The organism is Bacillus sp. AC266, from assembly GCF_979253805.1.
The window spans coordinates 1-19,245 of record NZ_CEEDEC010000012.1 but is presented as its reverse complement, the minus strand read 5'-3'; the positions used below and the strand labels follow the sequence as shown (position 1 = coordinate 19,245).

Below are 19,245 nucleotides of genomic sequence, written 5' to 3'. Positions count from 1 at the left end.
TATATTAACACCTAGGTAGGAAATTAAGTCGAATCGACTCCTACTGTCTACGGTACACTATTAAAATTCACAACATAAATGATTATATTAAAACTTCTTTATGAAGTCAACTTCCAATTTTTACGCAAGTGTAGAAACGTCTACGCGTACGCCAGGTCCCATTGTAGAAGCAACAGTTGCGTTCTTCATGTAAGTACCTTTTGCAGCAGCTGGCTTAGCTTTTTGTAGCGTGTCAGCAATTGTTTTGAAGTTTTCTACTAATTTAGCATCTTCGAAAGATACTTTACCGATTGGAACGTGGATGTTACCAGCTTTATCAACGCGGTATTCAACTTTACCAGCTTTGATTTCGTTAACAGCTTTAGTTACATCGAAAGTAACTGTTCCAGTTTTAGGGTTTGGCATTAAACCTTTAGGTCCTAATACACGACCAAGTTTACCAACTTCACCCATCATGTCAGGAGTTGCTACTACTACATCGAAATCAAACCAACCTTTTTGGATTTTACCGATGTAATCAGCATCGCCTACGAATTCAGCGCCAGCAGCTTCAGCTTCTTTTGCTTTTTCGCCTTTAGCGAATACTAATACACGTTGTACTTTACCAGTACCGTGTGGAAGAACAACTGCACCACGAATTTGTTGGTCAGCTTTCTTAGGGTCAACACCTAAACGGAATGCAGCTTCTACAGTTGCATCAAATTTAGCTGTGTTTGTTTTCTTTACTAATTCTACTGCTTCTGTTGCAGAGTAAGCAGATGCACGATCAACAAGCTTCGCAGCTTCAACGTACTTTTTACCTCTTTTAGCCATGTTTGTTTCCTCCTTGAATGTGGTTTTAGCGGAATAACCTCCCACGTTTACGCCTTCATTCCGGGAACCCCCGAGGATGTGCGCCCATCCATTTATTTAAAAATGATGATCATTTACGATAATAAAGGTTGCGAATTGGAATTCCAGACCCGCAACCTTTTTTACAAAAAACAAATCGAATTAGTCTTCGATAACGATGCCCATACTGCGCGCAGTACCTTCAACCATACGCATTGCAGCTTCTACGCTAGCAGCGTTTAGGTCAGGCATTTTAGTTTCAGCGATTTCGCGTACTTTATCACGCTTAACAGTTGCCACTTTATTACGATTTGGTTCACCAGAACCAGACTCAATACCAGCTACTTTCTTAAGAAGAACAGCAGCAGGAGGAGTTTTAGTAATGAAAGTGAATGAACGGTCCTCAAATACCGTAATTTCAACAGGGATGATAAGACCAGCTTGATCAGCTGTACGAGCGTTAAACTCTTTACAGAAGCCCATGATGTTAACACCTGCTTGTCCTAATGCTGGACCAACCGGCGGAGCTGGATTAGCTTTACCTGCAGGAATCTGAAGTTTTACCATTTTAATTACCTTTTTAGCCACGAGACACACCTCCTTAAGTCCGTGATGTGGTCAATTGGGCAGTGATTTGCCCTCCCACTTCATATTTTATCATAATGATAAAATCTTTTTCAAAAAACGTCTCCGTTACCGAAGACGTACTGACTTAAAAGATATTATCACTTTTTACAATTCATTTCAAGTTTCATTTTATAATTTTTCAATTTGATGGAAATCAAGTTCAACCGGAGTCTCGCGACCGAACATGTCTACAAGCACGCTAACTTTTTTCTTTTCCACATCAATTTCTTCAATCGCACCTGTATAATCCGCGAATGGCCCCTCATTTACACGCACTGTTTCATGAAGTTCAAATTCGAAATCAACCACTTCATTGTCCATTCCCATATGCTTCATGATGGTAACAACTTCCTCTTCTAATAGAGGCGATGGTTTAGATCCTGAACCAGAAGAACCGACAAAGCCTGTTACACCTGGCGTATTACGAACAACATACCAAGAATCATCAGTCATGATTAGTTCTACTAATACGTAACCTGGGAACACTTTTCTTTTCGTTATTTTTTCTTTACCATTTTTCATTTCTACTTCTACTTCTTCCGGGACAACAACACGGAAAATTTTATCTTGCATACCCATTGATTCTACACGTTTCTCTAGGTTTGCTTTTACTTTATTTTCATATCCAGAATAAGTATGGACAACATACCAACTTTTTTCCATTCATTTAGGACGAGCGTCCTTCCCTCCCTGACGTACATTTTTTTGCGCAAATGAAAAAACCCGTTCACCGGGCTTTTACACAGTTCTTATAAATAACATTATATCATGGATAAGTGCTTCTTATTCAAGAATTAACCAAGAATTAACCGAATTAAAGAAGAAATGCCCATATCAACCACTGCGAAGAAAATCGCAAAGAACACAACTGTCGCGATAACAGTCGTTGTTGATCGGAGTAATTCATCTTTTTTAGGCCAACTTACTTTTTTCATTTCGCGACCTACATCGCCGAAAAAGTTCGTTAAACGCATCTACGGGACCTCCAGTTTATTATTTCAATTATTTATTTTGTTTCTTTGTGAACTGTATGCTTATTGCATGTTTTACAAAACTTCTTTATCTCAAGTCGCTCTACTGAGCTCGTATCTTTCATCGTAGAGTAGTTTCGATTTTTACACTCTTCACATGAGAGTACAACTTTTTTCCTCATTAGTTACACCAACCTTGTAACATTGTCCCTAAAAATGTATCATACAACAAAAGACAATGTCAATGTCATGACTTTCACTCTCTTAACAAAAAGAAAACAGGTGAATTATTTTACACCTGCGGCACTTGCTATGAATTTAAAGTTGTGCTCTCTCTCATCTCCATATATCTTTCTAATTTCCTTTTTACACGCTGCAATGCGTTATCAATAGATTTCACGTGCCTGTTTAACTGTTCTGAAATTTCTTGATAGGAACGACCATCTAAGTATAAAGAGAGCACTTTTCTTTCTAAATCGCTTAATAATTCAGATATTTTAGATTCTATGTCTGTATATTCTTCCTGACTTATAATCATCTCTTCTGGATCAGTTACTTTCGATTCCGAAATAACATCTAATAATGTTCGATCAGATTCCTCATCGTAAATTGGCTTATCTAAAGACACATACGAATTTAACGGAATATGTTTTTGCCTTGTTGCTGTTTTAATAGCGGTAATAATTTGTCGAGTGATACACAGTTCAGCAAATGCTTTGAACGAAGACAGCTTGTCCCCTTTATAATCACGAATAGCTTTAAACAATCCAATCATGCCTTCTTGAACAATATCTTCTCGATCGGCACCCACCAAGAAATAAGATCTTGATTTCGCGCGAACAAAGTTCTTATATTTGTGAATTAAATATTCTAGAGCGTCAGTATTACCTTTTCGAACTAACTCAACGATTGCCTCATCCTCTAAATCACGAAATGTAACGTCGCCTACACTTACGAAGCCTGCTTCCACCCTGATCCCTCCGACCGCTATATATTTAGCAATATTATACAGTAAAAAGATAAAGAGCGTCAATGCTTCAACGCTCTCCTCTTCTTAATTTTTCTAATTTTTCTGTAATATCTTCACTAAATATCTTTCGCATGGCGGGTTGCTTTTCTTTCGTGTCTTTTGTACACCTTCTTACTTGTTGTTCCATCGCTTGCACTTCTAACTCTAATTCACGCGCAGATTTTCGAAGTGCACCTTGCGCAAATATAATCCATTGCTCCGTATAATCCGAAGTTGCAACGTATATTTGTGTATTTATATTTCTAAGCTCAATCGCAAGTTGTTCTATCTTTTCATCTGCAGTTTGATTTTTTCTCGTGAATATTACTTCCACCCGTGATTGTTTCATCTTTTTTTCAATACCATAGACTGTATAGGCATCAAAGACAATCATTACCTTTGTGCCTGTATACCCTTGATAATCCGCCATCTTATCAATAAGTGCGTCTCTTGATGACTGTAAATCTACATCCCGCAGTTTCTTCAAGTCTCCCCAAGCCCCGATAATGTTGTAACCGTCAACGATTAAAATATCGTTCATTTTTTATTTACCAATTTCGTGACGTTTACGATATACCTCATACATTAACAAACTTGCGGCTACTGAAGCATTTAAGGATGTAACTTTACCGACCATCGGTAAAGTAATTAGGAAATCACACTTTTCACCAATAATACGACTCATACCTTTTCCTTCACTACCAATTACTAGTCCGATTGGCATATTACCATCTAAATTACGGTAATCTGTTTTCCCTTTGGCATCTGTACCAGCAATCCAAAGTCCACGTTCTTTTAATTCATCAATTGTACGCGATAAATTTGTTACACGTGCAACAGGAATATATTCAATTGCCCCAGTCGACGCTTTCGCAACTGACGCTGTAAGCCCCACAGCTCTTCTTTTTGGAATAATAACCCCATGAGCCCCTGTTGCATCCGCAGTACGCATAATAGAGCCTAAGTTATGCGGGTCTTCAATTTCATCTAAAATCAAGAAGAACGGATCTTCATTGCGTTTTTCTGCTAATTTAAACAAATCCTCTAACTCAGCATATTGATATGCAGCTACTTGAGCAATTACACCTTGATGATTACCCTCAACCAATTGATCTAATTTCTTCTTTGGTGCGTGTTGCAAAATAACCTTATTCTCTTTTGCTAATGCTAGTACAATTTGCACTTGTCCTTTGGCAGCACCTTCCGCTACCAAAATTTTATTAATATCTCTCCCCGCTCTTAAAGCTTCAATTACAGGGTTACGTCCGATAATATATTCACTACTCATGATGATGTGCTCCCTTCCTTTTCTTCCAAAACGTCAATCGCCTTATATACAATCTCGTCCAATCTTTCACGATTATTCAACAAGTGATGATAACCGATTAGTGCTTCAAAGGCTGTACTGTGTCGATATGTTTGTACATCTGTATTTTTTGGAACAGTACCCGAATTCGCATTACGCCCTCTTCTTAATACCGCCTCTTCCTCTTCTGTCAAAAATGCCGTTTCTAATAAATGATAAACAACTTTCGCCTGTGCTTTTGCCGAAACAAAGCCCGTCCCTAAGCGATGTAATTGATTAGGGCGAACTGTCCCCTTTTGAAGGAGGTGATAGCGGATATATTGCTCATATACCGCATCACCCATATATGCTAAAGCTAAGCTGTTCAATTGCTTTGCATCAATCATTCTTATCCTCTTTTCCATCTTGTACCTTGAGCGGTATCTTCTAAAATAATATTACGTCCTTTTAAATCATCGCGAATTTGATCAGATAGTGCGAAGTCACGATTTTGACGAGCTTCGATACGCTTTTGGATTAGTGCTTCAATTTCTTCATCAAGCAACTCTTCTTGTGCTAATTCTAATCCTAAAATACTAAATAATGTTTCAAGTTGTTTTACATACGCTTCAATTACAACTTTAGAAGTATGTTCTTCTAACAAATATTGATTTGCGTGATTTGCTACGTTATATAATTCAGTAATCGCATTAGCCGTATTGAAATCATCATCCATCGCTTCTTCGAATGCAACCTGGAACTTTTCCATTTCAGCTAACCATTTTTCATTATGGTCCGTTAAATCCGTACTACTTTCCATACGATGCTTTAAGTTACCGTAAGCTGTTTTAATTCTTTCTAGTCCATTATTAGTACTTTGCAATAAATCCTCGCTAAAGTTAATTGGGTGACGGTAATGTACCGATAGCATAAAGAACCTGATTAACTGTGGATCATATTGTTTAATGATATCGTGAACTAAAATGAAGTTTCCAAGCGACTTAGACATCTTCTCGTTATTAATATTAATATATCCGTTATGCATCCAATAACGTGCAAATGTTTTTCCTGTCAACGCCTCAGACTGCGCAATTTCATTTTCATGATGAGGAAATGCTAAATCTTGACCACCAGCATGAATATCAATTGTATCCCCTAAATATTTACGCGCCATTGCTGAGCATTCAATATGCCACCCTGGGCGTCCTTTCCCCCAAGGGCTTTCCCAGAAGATTTCTCCTTCTTTCGCAGCTTTCCATAAAGCAAAATCAAGAGGGTCTTGTTTCTTTTCTCCTACTTCAATACGTGCACCGTGACGTAAGTCTGCAATCGGTTGATGTGATAATTTACCGTAACCTTCGAATTCTTTCGTTTTAAAGTACACATCACCTTCTGATTCATATGCATACCCTTTATTCACAAGTTCTTGAATAAATTCAATAATGATATCCATATTTTCCGTTACACGTGGATGAACCGTTGCATGTTTGCAACCTAGTGCCGTTACATCTTCAAAGTAAGCTTCAACAAAACGATCTGCAATTGTTGGCACATCTTCACCTAATTCGTTTGCCGCCTTAATTAATTTATCATCCACGTCAGTAAAGTTAGATACATACTGCACATCATATCCTTTATATTCTAAGTAACGACGTACTGTATCAAACACCATAGGTGGTCTTGCATTCCCAATGTGAATGTAGTTATACACTGTAGGTCCACACACATACATCTTTACCTTATTTTCTTCTAATGGCATAAACTCTTCTTTTTGACGCGTTAACGTATTATAAATGTGAATAGTCATTTTTATCCTTCCTTCCTACCTTTACTTCAAGTTGCTTTCTCAATTTATCAAGTTCTACTTCCATAACCTTTAATTTATCAAAAATCGGATCCGGAAGATCAGAATGATTTAATTCTTGACCAATTTTTACTCCATTTTGAATAACGACTCGGCCAGGTATACCTACAACTGTAGAATGCGCAGGAACTTCCTTTAACACGACAGATCCTGCTCCAATTTTAGAATTCTCTCCAATAGTAATAGAACCTAGTACTTTAGCACCTGTTGCAATTAATACATTATCCTGAATTGTAGGGTGCCTCTTTCCTTTTTCTTTACCTGTACCACCTAATGTGACACCTTGATAAATTGTTACGTTTTCGCCAATTTCACACGTTTCTCCAATTACAACCCCCATTCCATGATCAATGAAAAAACGACGACCAATAGTTGCTCCTGGATGAATCTCAATGCCAGTAAAAAAACGGCTAACTTGCGAAATCCAACGTGCCATAAAGAAAAAATTCCTTTTATAAAAAGCATGTGCAATTCGATGGGCCCAAACTGCATGTAATCCAGAGTAAGTTAAAATGACTTCGAAATAACTTCTTGCCGCTGGATCCTGTTCAAAAACGACTTCAATATCTTCCCGAAGCCTCTTAAACATCGATGTTCCCTCCCCTTTATGGGCTGCTTTTTTCGAGTGAACTAACTCCCCACTTCCCCCTAAATCTTTATACAAGGGGATAAAACTTATACTCACACCATTTACATGGTATAAAAAAAAGACGCCTCTGTCATATAGACAGAGACGCCTTATAAGCGCGGTTCCACTCTGTTTAGGCTAAAGAAGCCTCAAACTCATCCATGATAACGGTTTACACCGCTTCTGTTTACTTTGCGCCCTAAGACGTTCCGCGAAATACTTCGCTGTTCAACAGAAGACTCGAAGGGGCATTTCAAAAATCCGCTTATAAACCACTTCCAGCCTAAGGGTGGTTCTCTCTGTAAAAAGCCTGATTTTCTACTTCTCCTTCTCGTCGCTTTTCCTTATTAGATTTTAGATATACTTATTATATTGCTAAACCTAGAAAATGTTAACCAATTACTTTTTGAATACGATTTAAAACTTTTTCTTTTCCAAGAAGAGCAATAGCGTTAGGAAGCTCTGGACCATGTGTTTGTCCAGTAGTAGCAACACGGATTGGCATAAATAGGTTTTTACCTTTATGTCCTGTTTCTTTTTGAACTGCTTTAATAGCCGCCTTAACTGCCGCTGGCTCCATTGCTTCTAAAGCTTCTAATTGATCGGCAAATGCACGAAGTACTTCAGGTACTTGTTCACCTTTCAATACTTCTTGTCCCTCTTCTTCATGATCAACATGATCTTTAAAGAACATTTCAGAAAGCTCTACAATTTCAGCTCCAAAGCTCATTTGGTCATGATATAAAGCAATTACATCACGAACCCACGCTTGTTCTTGTTCGCTTAAGTTTTCACCTACGCGACCCGCTTTCACTAAATGCGGTAAGCTTAGTTCAACAACCGTATCTAAATCTTGTTTTTTCATATATTGGTTGTTCATCCATTTTAGTTTTTGGGAATCAAATAATGCAGGTGATTTTGATAAACGAGCTGCATCAAACATTTTGATGAACTCATCTTGAGAGAAGACTTCTTCTTCACCTACTGGTGACCAACCTAGTAATGCAATAAAGTTAAAGATTGCTTCTGGAAGATATCCAAGCTCTTTATATTGCTCAATAAATTGAATAATAGATTCGTCACGCTTACTTAGCTTTTTACGGCTTTCGTTTACAATTAAAGTCATATGACCGAACTTCGGGATATCCCAACCGAAAGCTTCGTAAATCATCATTTGTTTTGGCGTGTTTGAAATATGATCATCACCACGAAGTACGTGTGTAATCTCCATTAAGTGATCATCTACCGCTACCGCAAAGTTATAAGTTGGAATTCCATCTTTTTTCACGATAACGAAATCACCAAAATCATTTGAATGGAATGCAACTTCATCTTTTACGAGATCTTTAAACGTGTAGTCGCTATCAGCCGGCACACGGAAGCGAATACTTGGAATACGGCCTTCAGCCTCAAATCCTTTAATTTGCTCCTCAGTTAAATCACGGTGGTTTCCTGCATAACGCGGTGTTTCACCACGAGCGATTTGACCTTCACGCTCTGCTTCTAGCTCTTCTTCTGTCATATAACATTTGTAAGCTAAATCACGCTCTAATAAATCTTTATATAATTTTTTATAAATATCTAAACGCTCTGTTTGACGATATGGTCCAAATTCACCACCAACATCAACACCTTCATCCCAGTCCATACCGAGCCATTTCAAGTATTTTAATTGGCTTTCTTCTCCACCAGCAACATTACGTTTCACATCAGTATCTTCAATACGAATAATAAACTTACCATCTTGATGACGAGCAAATAAATAATTAAATAATGCCGTACGCGCATTTCCGATATGTAAGTGTCCTGTTGGACTTGGCGCATAGCGCACTCTCACTTGCTTTTCCATAGTTGGTACACCTTCCAATCTTAATGTCAACACATTCTATAATTGTACACCAAAAAAACGTGATTATCCATCTTACGAATTAAAAACCACTATTTTTTCTGTAATAAAACAACCGCTTGAGAAGCAATCCCTTCTTCTCTACCTGTAAATCCTAATTTTTCTGTTGTTGTTGCCTTTACATTAATATTATCAATAGACGTTTCTAATAGTTCACTAATGCGTTTACGCATGCTTTCAATATGCGGTGCCATTTTTGGCTTTTGGGCAATAATTGTACAATCTAGGTTCCCTAGCTCATAACCTTGTTCACGCACAAATTCCCAAACCTTTTGTAACAATACAGCTGAATCCGCATCTTTGAAGGCAGGATCTGTATCGGGAAAATGTTTTCCAATATCTCCTGCTGCAATTGCTCCTAGACATGCGTCAGCAATCGTATGTAACAATACATCTGCATCCGAGTGACCGATTAATCCTTTTTCATGAGGAATTGTAATTCCACCGATAATTAACGGTCTACCTTCCGCAAATTCATGTACATCAAAACCTTGTCCAATTCGAAACATTCTTTACATCCTCCTCAATCTAAACTACTTTATGAATTCTATATTATATTGCTATCTCTATAAAGAAAAGCCCGGCAACTGCCGAGCTTTTCTTTACTATAATACCATCACTTCTATTTCTTCTGAACATGAAGGAAACTTTCAGCAATTAGTAAGTCCTCTGGAGTCGTCACTTTAATATTATAGTAACTCCCCTCTACTACGCCTACTTTCTTCCCTACACGTTCTACGAGACTTGCGTCATCTGTACCAAGAAAACAACTTTGCTTTGCACTTCTATGAGCTTCTAATAAAAGAGGAACAGAAAATCCTTGCGGCGTTTGAACCGCTTTAAGCTGAGAACGTTCTACCGTTTCAACAACAACACCCTGTTCTACTTTCTTAATGGTATCCTTCACTGGCACCGCACAAATGGAAGCACCATATTTCTCTGCTGCAGTTAATACATCTTGCATCATCTTATTCGTTACGAACGGGCGCGCACCATCGTGTACGAGAACATATTCAACACCACTCACATACTGAAGCGCATTATACACACTATCTTGTCTTTCGGCCCCGCCTTGAATAAATTGCACCTGCTTTTCAACCGGGTACTTCTGCATTAACTCCTCAAAATAAGGGCGTTCCTCTTCGTTAATTGCCATGATAATACGTTTACATGCTTTATCTTTTTCAAAAGCACGTAATGTATGCACAATGATAGGTACTCCATTTATAAGTAAGAACAACTTGTTTTTGCCAGCACCCATCCGTTTCCCTTGACCCGCTGCTGGAATAATTAACGTATACATATTAATAATCCTCTACTTATAATGCTTTTTCTAATAATTTACGTTTTGCGAAAATCATACGACCAGCCGATGTTTGCAACACACTTGTAACTAGTACATTAAGTTGCGAACCGACATATTCTCTACCGTCTTCTACTACAATCATCGTGCCATCATCTAAATATGCCACACCTTGATTTTGTTCTTTACCATCTTTCACAACATAAACACTTAATTCTTCGCCAGGGAGTACGACTGGTTTAATTGCATTTGCTAAATCGTTAATGTTTAATACTGTTACTCCTTGTAATTCAGAAACTTTGTTTAAGTTGAAATCATTTGTTACAACAGTTCCACCAGTGATTTTAGCTAACTTTACAAGCTTGCTATCCACCTCTTGGATATCCTCAAAATCGCCTTCATAAATTTCCACCGGAATTGGTAGCTCTTTTTGAATACGATTTAAAATGTCTAATCCTCTGCGACCACGATTACGCTTTAAAGCATCAGAAGAATCGGCAATATGCTGAAGCTCTTCTAATACGAATTGTGGAATCACAATTGTTCCTTCTAAAAACTTCGTTTGGCAAATATCCGCAATACGTCCATCAATAATTACGCTTGTATCGAGAATTTTCCAATGAGTTGTAGATTTTTCTACCTCTACCTCTTCGTTCTCGCTATTGTTTTTCTTCTTACCTCCACGCTGGGGTAATGTAAATAATCCTAGCAATTCATTTCTCTTTTTAAATCCTACTTGGAATCCTAAATAACCAAGTAAAAGAGTAAAGAACACTTGTAATACTGTACTAATGACTGGAATCGTGAATTCACGAATTGGTATCAAAATTAAATATGCAACAATAAGACCAGAGATCAACCCTAATGTACCAAATAAAACATCCGCTACCGGTGCCTTTACAAGGGCTTCTTCGATATGTTTAATAAGTTGAACAATATAATCCACAAGCCAAAATGTTGTTAAAAATAAAATAATTGCACCAATAATTGCACGAACGTACGATCCCTCAAGCAAAGGAACAGCACCAACGTCCAATACATTAATAACTTTTGGGATTAGAAAAATCCCTAACGCTCCCCCGATCACTAAAAAGAAGAGCTGTACGATCCTTTTTAACATCCAACCACCTCCTACTCATTATTAACCATTGTTTTGCTAATCAAAACGCCGAATGCAAAAGCGGACGTGTTTTTTTGTAAATAGTTTTATTTACCAATATACCATATCATATAACAAAAATGTTCTAGTGTCGTTATATTATGGAATCAATGTAATATTCTTAATTGTGTCTACTCATATAGAGATGCTCTTGAATTCTTTTTAGGCCCTCTCGTATTTTCTTCGCCCTAACTTCCCCAATTCCTTCCACATCATCCAATTCATTAATAGTTGCACGACAAACACCTTGCAATGTTTTAAATCGATTAATTAAATTTTCAATGATAAGTGGTGGAACACGAGAAATTTTGCTTGCGATTCGGTATCCCCTCGGTGTCACGCTTTCTTCTAAGCTCATTTGCCCTGGATAGCCGAGCAATTTAACTAAATCGCTATCCTCTAAAAGCTGTGTATTTGCAAGATCTTGTAACTTTTTCAAAATTTGATGGTGATCCTGCGTTTTTTCTTGATAATAATCCTTAATTAATAACGCTGCCTCTGCTTCTAAGTCGGCTAGTAATTCTGTAAGTTGTAAACGAATTAACCTTCCTTCCGTTCCTAACTCATGAATGTAGCTCACTATTTCATTTTTAATACGCAGTACCATTTCAACACTATGTAAAACGTGAACTACCTCGGACATTGTAACGACCTCTTCAAATTCTAGAATGCCCAAATTCGTAATCCCATCATTCCATACAGCTTTATATTTTTCTAACGTTTGAATAGCTTGGTTTGCCTTTGTTAAAATTACACCTATATCTTTTAGTGTATAACGTAAGTTCCCTTGATATAGTGTAATTACGTTACGTCTTTGTGAAATAGCCACAACAAGGCTAGCCGTCTGCTTTGCTACACGCTCTGCCGTTCGGTGACGCATACCTGTTTCAATAGAATCAATGGATGGATCTGGAACTAATTGTGCATTTGCAATTAAAATTTTGCTCCCAGTTTCATTTAAAATAAGTGCCCCATCCATTTTTGCTAATTCATATAAACTAGCCGGTGAGAATGCACAATTAATGTGAAATCCTCCATCAACAATACTTTTAATCTGCTCATTATACCCAAGAACAATTAGCCCTCCAGTTTGCGCACGAAGTACGTTATCTATCCCTTCGCGTAGTGGTGTTCCTGGGGCAACAAGCTGTAGAATATTAATCATACTTTTGACACGTTGCTTGTTTTCCTCCATAGCCTAGCCTCCTAATGTCAAACGAAGCGCTTCTCCTAAATTAGAAACACCTACTACCTCAATCCCATCTGGAATTGTCCATCCTCCCAAATTTTTTCTAGGAATAATAGCACGTTGAAATCCTAATTTCGCTGCTTCTTGTACACGTTGTTCAATTCTTGATACTCTTCTTATTTCTCCAGTTAGGCCTACTTCTCCTATTACCGCATCGGCTGGTGCAGTAGCTTTATCTCTGAAACTTGAAGCAATACTTAAGGCGACAGCTAGATCGATTGCTGGTTCATCTAATTTCAAGCCACCCGCAACTTTTAAATATGCGTCTTGATTTTGCAACAATAAACCTGTTCTTTTTTCTAGCACTGCCATAATAAGTGAAACGCGGTTATGATCAATTCCCGTCGCCATTCTTCGAGGATTTCCAAAACTAGTAGGGGAGATTAATGCTTGTATTTCTACTAAAACCGGTCTTGTTCCTTCCATTGAAGCAACCACTGTGGATCCTGCAACTCCAACTGGACGTTCCTCAAGGAAAATTTCAGAAGGATTTAGTACTTCTGCAAGACCTAGTTCCTTCATTTCAAAGATACCCATTTCATTTGTGGAACCAAAACGGTTCTTCACAGCTCGCAAAATACGATATGTATGGTGACGATCTCCTTCAAAGTAAAGAACTGCATCAACCATATGTTCTAGCATACGTGGTCCTGCAATTGCCCCTTCTTTTGTCACATGTCCGACGATAAAAATAGGAATCCCTTTCGTCTTTGCAAGTTTCATTAATTCCGCTGTACATTCACGTACTTGCGTTACACTCCCTGGGGCTGACGTCACTTCAGGTAAATGTATCGTCTGAATGGAGTCAATAACAACAAAAGCTGGATTCATCTCTTCAATGTGCGCTGCAATTCTCTGTAAATCAGTCTCTGCTACAACAAATAGATTACTACCCTTTACATGCAAACGATCTGCACGAAGTTTGATCTGCTTTGCTGACTCCTCACCTGATATGTATAGTACATCATATGAAGAATCTGCTAATTGCGATGAAATTTGTAATAACAATGTTGATTTCCCAATCCCAGGGTCTCCACCAATAAGTACTAAAGATCCATCTACAATCCCGCCACCAAGTACACGGTTAAACTCTTGAAATTTCGTTTCAATACGCGCCTCAGACTTTGTTTCTACCTCTGTTAAGCGTCTTGGTTTTGTTACTTCTGATTGAATTGCATTGGCATAATTAAGGCGTCTTGATGATACAACTGGTTCCATCTCTTCAACAAGCGTATTCCATTGACCACATCCAGGACATTTCCCCATATATTTTGGCGACTGATAACCACATTCTTGACATGTAAATTTTGTTTTCTTTTTAGCCATATCTTTTATAGTTCACTTCACTTTCATCTACAAACGTTTATCCTTCTCGTACAAGAAAGAGGGCTATCGCGTAGCCCTCTTTGTTTGTCTATACTTATTTTACCTTTTCCGCACTATGAATGACAAATGATTCTCCTTCTATATCAAAGATAACTTTTTGTCCTTTCTCAATAGCACCTTTTAACAGTTCTTCTGATAGTCTATCTTCTACATGTTTTTGAATTGCTCTACGAAGCGGACGAGCACCGTACTCTCGATCAAATCCTTTATCAGCAATTGCTGAAATTGCTCCTTCTGTTAAGTGCAATTCAATCTCTTGTTCTTTTAAGCGTTTCACTAACTGATTCACCATAAGAGTTACAATTTCTTGAATATGTTTTTTCTCAAGCATATGGAACACGATAATTTCATCAATACGGTTTAAGAATTCTGGACGAAATGCTTTTTTCAATTCATCCATTACTTTACCTTTCATATCTGAATAATCACGGCTCTCATCTTGTACGTTAAATCCAAGATGTTTATTACGTTTTAATGCGTCTGCACCAACATTAGACGTCATAATAACAATTGTATTACGGAAATCAACTGTACGTCCTTTAGAATCTGTTAAACGGCCATCTTCTAATACTTGTAGTAAAATATTAAACACATCAGGATGAGCTTTCTCTACTTCATCTAATAAGACAACTGAATATGGCTTACGACGAACTTTCTCTGTTAATTGTCCACCTTCTTCATATCCAACATATCCTGGAGGAGATCCAACTAAACGAGAAGTAGAATGCTTTTCCATGTACTCAGACATATCGATGCGGATCATTGCATCCTCATCACCGAACATAGATTCTGCTAATGCCCTTGCTAGTTCTGTTTTACCTACACCAGTAGGTCCTAGGAAAATAAATGAGCCAATTGGACGTTTCGGATCTTTTAATCCCGCTCTCGCACGACGAACAGCTTTTGCCACAGCTACAACTGCTTCATCCTGCCCAATTAAACGATCATGTAAAATTGATTCCAAGTTTAATAATTTATCTGTCTCTGTTTGTGCAAGTTTAGAAACTGGAATACGTGTCCATGTGGAAACGACATTTGCAATATCTTCTACTGTTACTTCTGAGTTTTCTTGTCCTTGTTTCTCTTTCCACTGACGCTTTGTATCTTCTAACTTTTCACGTAAACGTTGTTCCATATCACGTAAGGAAGCAGCTTTTTCAAATTCTTGGCTTTGTACAGCTGCATCTTTTTCTTTTCTAATTTCCTCAAGCTTCACTTCAAGCTCTTTTAAGTTTGGCGGTGTTGTATAAGAACGTAAGCGCACTTTTGATGCAGCCTCATCAATTAAATCGATTGCTTTATCAGGTAAAAAACGGTCTGTAATGTAACGATCTGAAAGTTTTACAGCCGCATCGATTGCATCATCTGTAATAGATACGCGGTGATGCGCCTCATAACGGTCACGTAAACCTTTTAAAATTTGAACTGATTCTTCTAAGTTTGGTTCATCAACATGAATTGGTTGGAAACGTCTTTCTAATGCCGCATCCTTTTCAATATATTTACGATATTCGTCTAAAGTTGTTGCACCAATACATTGTAATTCACCACGTGCTAAAGATGGTTTTAAAATATTCGATGCATCAATTGCACCTTCCGCCCCGCCTGCACCAATTAACGTATGAAGCTCATCAATAAATAGAATGATGTTACCAGCTTGGCGAATCTCATCCATCACTTTCTTTAAACGATCCTCAAATTCACCACGATATTTTGTTCCAGCAACAACTGTACCCATATCTAATGTCATAACACGCTTATCTCTTAAAGTTTCAGGAACTTCATTATTTACAATTTGCTGTGCTAATCCTTCCGCAATTGCTGTCTTACCTACACCAGGTTCTCCAATTAATACTGGATTGTTTTTTGTTCTACGGCTTAACACTTCAATTACACGTTGAATTTCTTTACTACGTCCAATAACAGGATCTAAACGATTTTCACGTGCAACAACTGTTAAATCACGTGCTAGACTGTCAAGTGTAGGTGTATTCGCATTTGTTGATGAACCACCCTGGTGACCTGAACTAGCTTCATTACTTCCAAGGAGTTGTAACACTTGTTGTCTTGCTTTATTTAGGCTTACACCTAAATTATTTAAAACGCGTGCTGCTACACCTTCACCTTCACGGATTAAACCAAGTAAAATATGTTCTGTTCCAACGTAGGAATGGCCTAGCTTACGAGCTTCGTCCATAGACAACTCAATAACTTTTTTAGCACGAGGTGTGTAATGTACTGTTTGAGAAGCTTCCGTTCCACGTCCAATTAATGCTTCTACCTCTTTTTGAACTTTCTCTGGACTTAATCCAAGAGCAATTAACGCTTTTGCTGCAATTCCTTCACCTTCGCGTACAAGCCCAAGTAAAATATGTTCTGTTCCAATATTATTATGCCCAATGCGAATTGCTTCCTCTTGAGATAAAGCTAATACTTTCTGTGCTCGTTCTGTAAATCTTCCAAACATCATAGAAATCGCCTCCTACTTGCGCTTAATTTTGTTCAATTCGTAATCGCTCACGGATTAAGGTTGCTCTTCGATAATCTCTTTCTTCTGGTCCTAAAGGTCCTCCTGCATATTGTTGCAAAATGCCTGGCTGAGTAAGAACCATTAACTCAGTTAAAATATTTCTCGATATACCTTGTATATATCCTAAGTCAATACCAAGCCGTACATCTGATAAGCAAGTGGCTGCTTCTGCAGATTGAATTAAACGACTGTTAGCTAGTATTCCGTAAGAACGATATACTTTATCTTCAAGCTCAATGCTTGAATTTTGTACAATTAATTCTCTAGCCGTTTTTTCTTGATGGATGATTTGTTGAATGACACTCTTTAAATCTGCAATAATATCTTCTTCTGATTTCCCTAGTGTCATTTGATTTGACACTTGAAATATATTACCTAACGCTTCGCTACCTTCACCGTATATTCCTCTTACTACTAACCCTAATTTTTGAATTACTTGTATAATACGGTTAATTCTTTTCGTTAAAACCAGTCCCGGCAAATGAATCATTACCGAAGCCCTTAATCCTGTACCGACGTTAGTGGGGCAACTCGTAATATATCCAAGCGATTCATCAAAAGCATATTCAACCTGCTCCTCGATCCAATTATCTATTTGATTGGCACTTTGAATCGCCTCTGATAACTGTAAACCTGAAAATAGGCACTGAATCCTAACATGATCCTCTTCATTAAGCATGATACTTATATGTTCACTTTCTGATAGTAGGCATGCTCCGTATTCTGTTCCTGCAAGATTTGGACTAATTAAATGCTTCTCAACTAAAACTCTCCTTTGAAGAGGATTTAATTCATTCATTTTTAATAGTTCAAACTCCCCAAAAGGTTCTACAGGTTTTTTTATAAACTTCTTCTTAAATAACTCATGAATCTGCTTAGCTTCTTCCTCGTTTTGCATAGTAGAGAATTGATATTTTTTAAAATTACGAGCCAAACGAATTCGACTACTTAAAACAATATCAGAATCAGGGCCATCTCCCTTCATCCATGGACTAATCGCTTCATTCATGATTCTGTCCAGTGACATAGAACTATTCCCCCTCTCTATGCTCACTAAGCTGATTTACAAGACCTCGAATTTTATCTCGTACTTCAGCCGCTTTCTCAAATTCCTCTTTCTGTACATATTGTTTCAGATTGAGTTTTAGTTCATCTAATTCTTTCTTTAAGTAGATATTTCCTTCTATACGTTCAGGAATTTTTCCACAATGATCCGTATGCCCACCGTGAAGACGTTTTAACAACGGTTTTAAATGCCCCTTAAATGTATCGTAACAAGAAGCACATCCAAAGCGTCCCACTTTTGTAAATTGTTCATATGTCATCTTACAATTCGGACATCTTGATATATTTGTATTTGAAAATGCATCTTGCCCTTCTTCAAACATTGCCGGTTCACTATGCAATAATCCGGCTAATAGGTCATGGAATGAAAAATTAGACTGCGGTGATTGAAAGAAAGACGTATAGCCACTTTGTTCTGCACATTGCTCGCAAAGATGAACTTCCGCCTTTTTTCCGTTGATTACTTTTGTATAATGTAAAGTTGCTGGTCTTATATTACAGTTTTGACAAGTCATCGCTATCCCCCACCTTTACAACAGGAACGATCTATCTCATGATACTTTTCATACATTACTAGATTGTTCTCTTTCCTTAATCCATTTAGTAAAAGCACATGTCATCTTTCAAAATCCCTACAATATTAAACTGCATTATCTTAGCTATCATTCTTAACAAAAGTTATATTTATTTATATTTCAGTGTTCTTAACATTGCGCATAATATTCGAGCCCTAAGTTCATCTCGAGAAGGAACATCCATTAATAATACAGAACGATCTAGTACGCTTAACATAAGTTTAGCTTCACGATTTGTTATAATACCCTCTTCTATTAAACGTATAATCATGCTTTCTGCATTTCCTTGTGCAACGCTATGATCAATCATATGAAGCATTTGATCAATAATGTCTATATCATCATGCAGTTTGACTTTTATAATGCGAATGTAACCTCCTCCACCTCGTTTACTTTCTACTACGAATCCTCTTTCTAACGTAAAACGGGTATTGATTACATAGTTGATTTGAGACGGCACACAATCGAATCGATCAGCGACCTCATTCCTCTTGATTTCAATCGCATTATTATTGCTTAAGTCAATAACTTGCTTTAGATATTTCTCAATGATATCAGATATATTTCTCATTTATCCGCCACCTTTATTGACTTTGACTATCTTTGACTTTAATTATATACGTATTAAAAAAATTTGCAACTCTTTTGCTTATTCACTATCCTAGCCACATTTCCCTGTCTTTAATCAAAAGGACGATTCTTTAAGTAAAGATTTTTTAAATTACTATGAATTGTAAAAAGAAACACGAAAAAACACAAGTCAAAAGACTTGTGTTTTTATTTTGCTTGGCGACGTCCTACTCTCACAGGGACAAGGTCCCAACTACCATCGGCGCTAGAGAGCTTAACTTCCGTGT

21 protein-coding genes and 2 other annotated features (1 of these 23 only partly in view) are annotated in these 19,245 nt (G+C 37.5%); all 21 genes read right to left on the bottom strand.

Translation table 11 applies throughout. From position 1 onward, the window contains the following. Nucleotides 1-71: a sequence feature (ribosomal protein L10 leader region), on the bottom strand; it reaches 75 nt to the left of the window's first position. Nucleotides 72-120: 49 nt separating this feature from the next. Then, nucleotides 121-813: a 50S ribosomal protein L1 gene (rplA, locus tag AC0IXC_RS27915; RefSeq protein WP_002009792.1), complete on the bottom strand. Its 693-nt coding sequence runs from the start codon at nt 811-813 to the stop codon at nt 121-123. 180 nt (nt 814-993) lie between these two features. Then, nucleotides 994-1,419 carry a 50S ribosomal protein L11 gene (gene rplK / locus AC0IXC_RS27910; RefSeq protein WP_001085872.1) on the bottom strand — a complete coding sequence of 142 codons (426 nt, stop codon included), beginning with the start codon at nt 1,417-1,419 and terminating at the stop codon, nt 994-996. A gap of 168 nt (nt 1,420-1,587) precedes the next feature. Next, nucleotides 1,588-2,121, bottom strand: a complete 534-nt coding sequence (gene nusG, locus AC0IXC_RS27905) for a transcription termination/antitermination protein NusG (protein ID WP_002009795.1) — start codon at nt 2,119-2,121, stop codon at nt 1,588-1,590. A gap of 131 nt (nt 2,122-2,252) precedes the next feature. Next, complete coding sequence (gene secE / locus AC0IXC_RS27900; protein WP_002009797.1) at nt 2,253-2,432, bottom strand: preprotein translocase subunit SecE; 180 nt, start codon at nt 2,430-2,432, stop codon at nt 2,253-2,255. A gap of 32 nt (nt 2,433-2,464) precedes the next feature. Continuing rightward, nucleotides 2,465-2,611: a 50S ribosomal protein L33 gene (gene rpmG, locus AC0IXC_RS27895; RefSeq protein ID WP_012260172.1), complete on the bottom strand. Its 147-nt coding sequence runs from the start codon at nt 2,609-2,611 to the stop codon at nt 2,465-2,467. Between the two features lie 128 nt (nt 2,612-2,739). Continuing rightward, nucleotides 2,740-3,399, bottom strand: a complete 660-nt coding sequence (locus tag AC0IXC_RS27890) for an RNA polymerase factor sigma-70 (protein ID WP_002009799.1) — start codon at nt 3,397-3,399, stop codon at nt 2,740-2,742. Between the two features lie 67 nt (nt 3,400-3,466). Beyond that, nucleotides 3,467-3,979: an NYN domain-containing protein gene (locus tag AC0IXC_RS27885; protein ID WP_002009801.1), complete on the bottom strand. Its 513-nt coding sequence runs from the start codon at nt 3,977-3,979 to the stop codon at nt 3,467-3,469. Nucleotides 3,980-3,982: 3 nt separating this feature from the next. Then, complete coding sequence (gene rlmB, locus AC0IXC_RS27880) at nt 3,983-4,726, bottom strand: 23S rRNA (guanosine(2251)-2'-O)-methyltransferase RlmB (RefSeq protein WP_002091503.1); 744 nt, start codon at nt 4,724-4,726, stop codon at nt 3,983-3,985. Then, entirely contained in the window at nt 4,723-5,130 is a 408-nt protein-coding gene (locus AC0IXC_RS27875) for a Mini-ribonuclease 3 (RefSeq protein ID WP_002009804.1), read from the bottom strand. Before AC0IXC_RS27875 ends, rlmB begins: the two co-directional genes overlap by 4 nt. A 2-nt stretch (nt 5,131-5,132) precedes the next feature. Continuing rightward, nucleotides 5,133-6,530, bottom strand: coding sequence for a cysteine--tRNA ligase (cysS, locus tag AC0IXC_RS27870; RefSeq protein ID WP_002091500.1), 1,398 nt, complete (start codon nt 6,528-6,530; stop codon nt 5,133-5,135). Further along, complete coding sequence (cysE, locus tag AC0IXC_RS27865) at nt 6,511-7,176, bottom strand: serine O-acetyltransferase (protein ID WP_002091498.1); 666 nt, start codon at nt 7,174-7,176, stop codon at nt 6,511-6,513. The genes cysS and cysE overlap by 20 nt, the downstream gene beginning before the upstream one ends. Nucleotides 7,177-7,313: 137 nt before the next feature. Further along, nucleotides 7,314-7,559 (bottom strand) — a binding site (T-box leader). Nucleotides 7,560-7,606: 47 nt separating this feature from the next. Then, on the bottom strand, nt 7,607-9,064 hold the full coding sequence (gene gltX, locus AC0IXC_RS27860; protein WP_002091496.1) for a glutamate--tRNA ligase: 1,458 nt from the start codon (nt 9,062-9,064) through the stop codon (nt 7,607-7,609). Nucleotides 9,065-9,153: 89 nt separating this feature from the next. After that, nucleotides 9,154-9,630: a 2-C-methyl-D-erythritol 2,4-cyclodiphosphate synthase gene (gene ispF, locus AC0IXC_RS27855; protein WP_000488386.1), complete on the bottom strand. Its 477-nt coding sequence runs from the start codon at nt 9,628-9,630 to the stop codon at nt 9,154-9,156. 113 nt (nt 9,631-9,743) lie between these two features. Beyond that, nucleotides 9,744-10,424, bottom strand: coding sequence for a 2-C-methyl-D-erythritol 4-phosphate cytidylyltransferase (ispD, locus tag AC0IXC_RS27850; RefSeq protein WP_002009811.1), 681 nt, complete (start codon nt 10,422-10,424; stop codon nt 9,744-9,746). 16 nt (nt 10,425-10,440) lie between these two features. Further along, nucleotides 10,441-11,544: a PIN/TRAM domain-containing protein gene (locus tag AC0IXC_RS27845; protein ID WP_002063406.1), complete on the bottom strand. Its 1,104-nt coding sequence runs from the start codon at nt 11,542-11,544 to the stop codon at nt 10,441-10,443. 160 nt (nt 11,545-11,704) lie between these two features. Then, nucleotides 11,705-12,778, bottom strand: coding sequence for a DNA integrity scanning diadenylate cyclase DisA (disA, locus tag AC0IXC_RS27840; protein ID WP_000392162.1), 1,074 nt, complete (start codon nt 12,776-12,778; stop codon nt 11,705-11,707). Nucleotides 12,779-12,781: 3 nt separating this feature from the next. Further along, complete coding sequence (radA, locus tag AC0IXC_RS27835; protein ID WP_002009817.1) at nt 12,782-14,158, bottom strand: DNA repair protein RadA; 1,377 nt, start codon at nt 14,156-14,158, stop codon at nt 12,782-12,784. A gap of 94 nt (nt 14,159-14,252) precedes the next feature. Next, a complete protein-coding gene (gene clpC, locus AC0IXC_RS27830) occupies nt 14,253-16,688 on the bottom strand; it encodes an ATP-dependent protease ATP-binding subunit ClpC (RefSeq protein ID WP_002009819.1) in 2,436 nt (811 codons plus the stop codon). A gap of 22 nt (nt 16,689-16,710) precedes the next feature. Next, complete coding sequence (locus tag AC0IXC_RS27825) at nt 16,711-17,775, bottom strand: protein arginine kinase (protein WP_002124680.1); 1,065 nt, start codon at nt 17,773-17,775, stop codon at nt 16,711-16,713. A 4-nt stretch (nt 17,776-17,779) separates the two neighbouring features. Beyond that, a complete protein-coding gene (locus tag AC0IXC_RS27820; RefSeq protein WP_002009823.1) occupies nt 17,780-18,328 on the bottom strand; it encodes a UvrB/UvrC motif-containing protein in 549 nt (182 codons plus the stop codon). Nucleotides 18,329-18,497: 169 nt separating this feature from the next. After that, entirely contained in the window at nt 18,498-18,959 is a 462-nt protein-coding gene (ctsR, locus tag AC0IXC_RS27815; protein ID WP_002029353.1) for a transcriptional regulator CtsR, read from the bottom strand. Between the last annotated feature and the right edge of the window lie 286 nt (nt 18,960-19,245).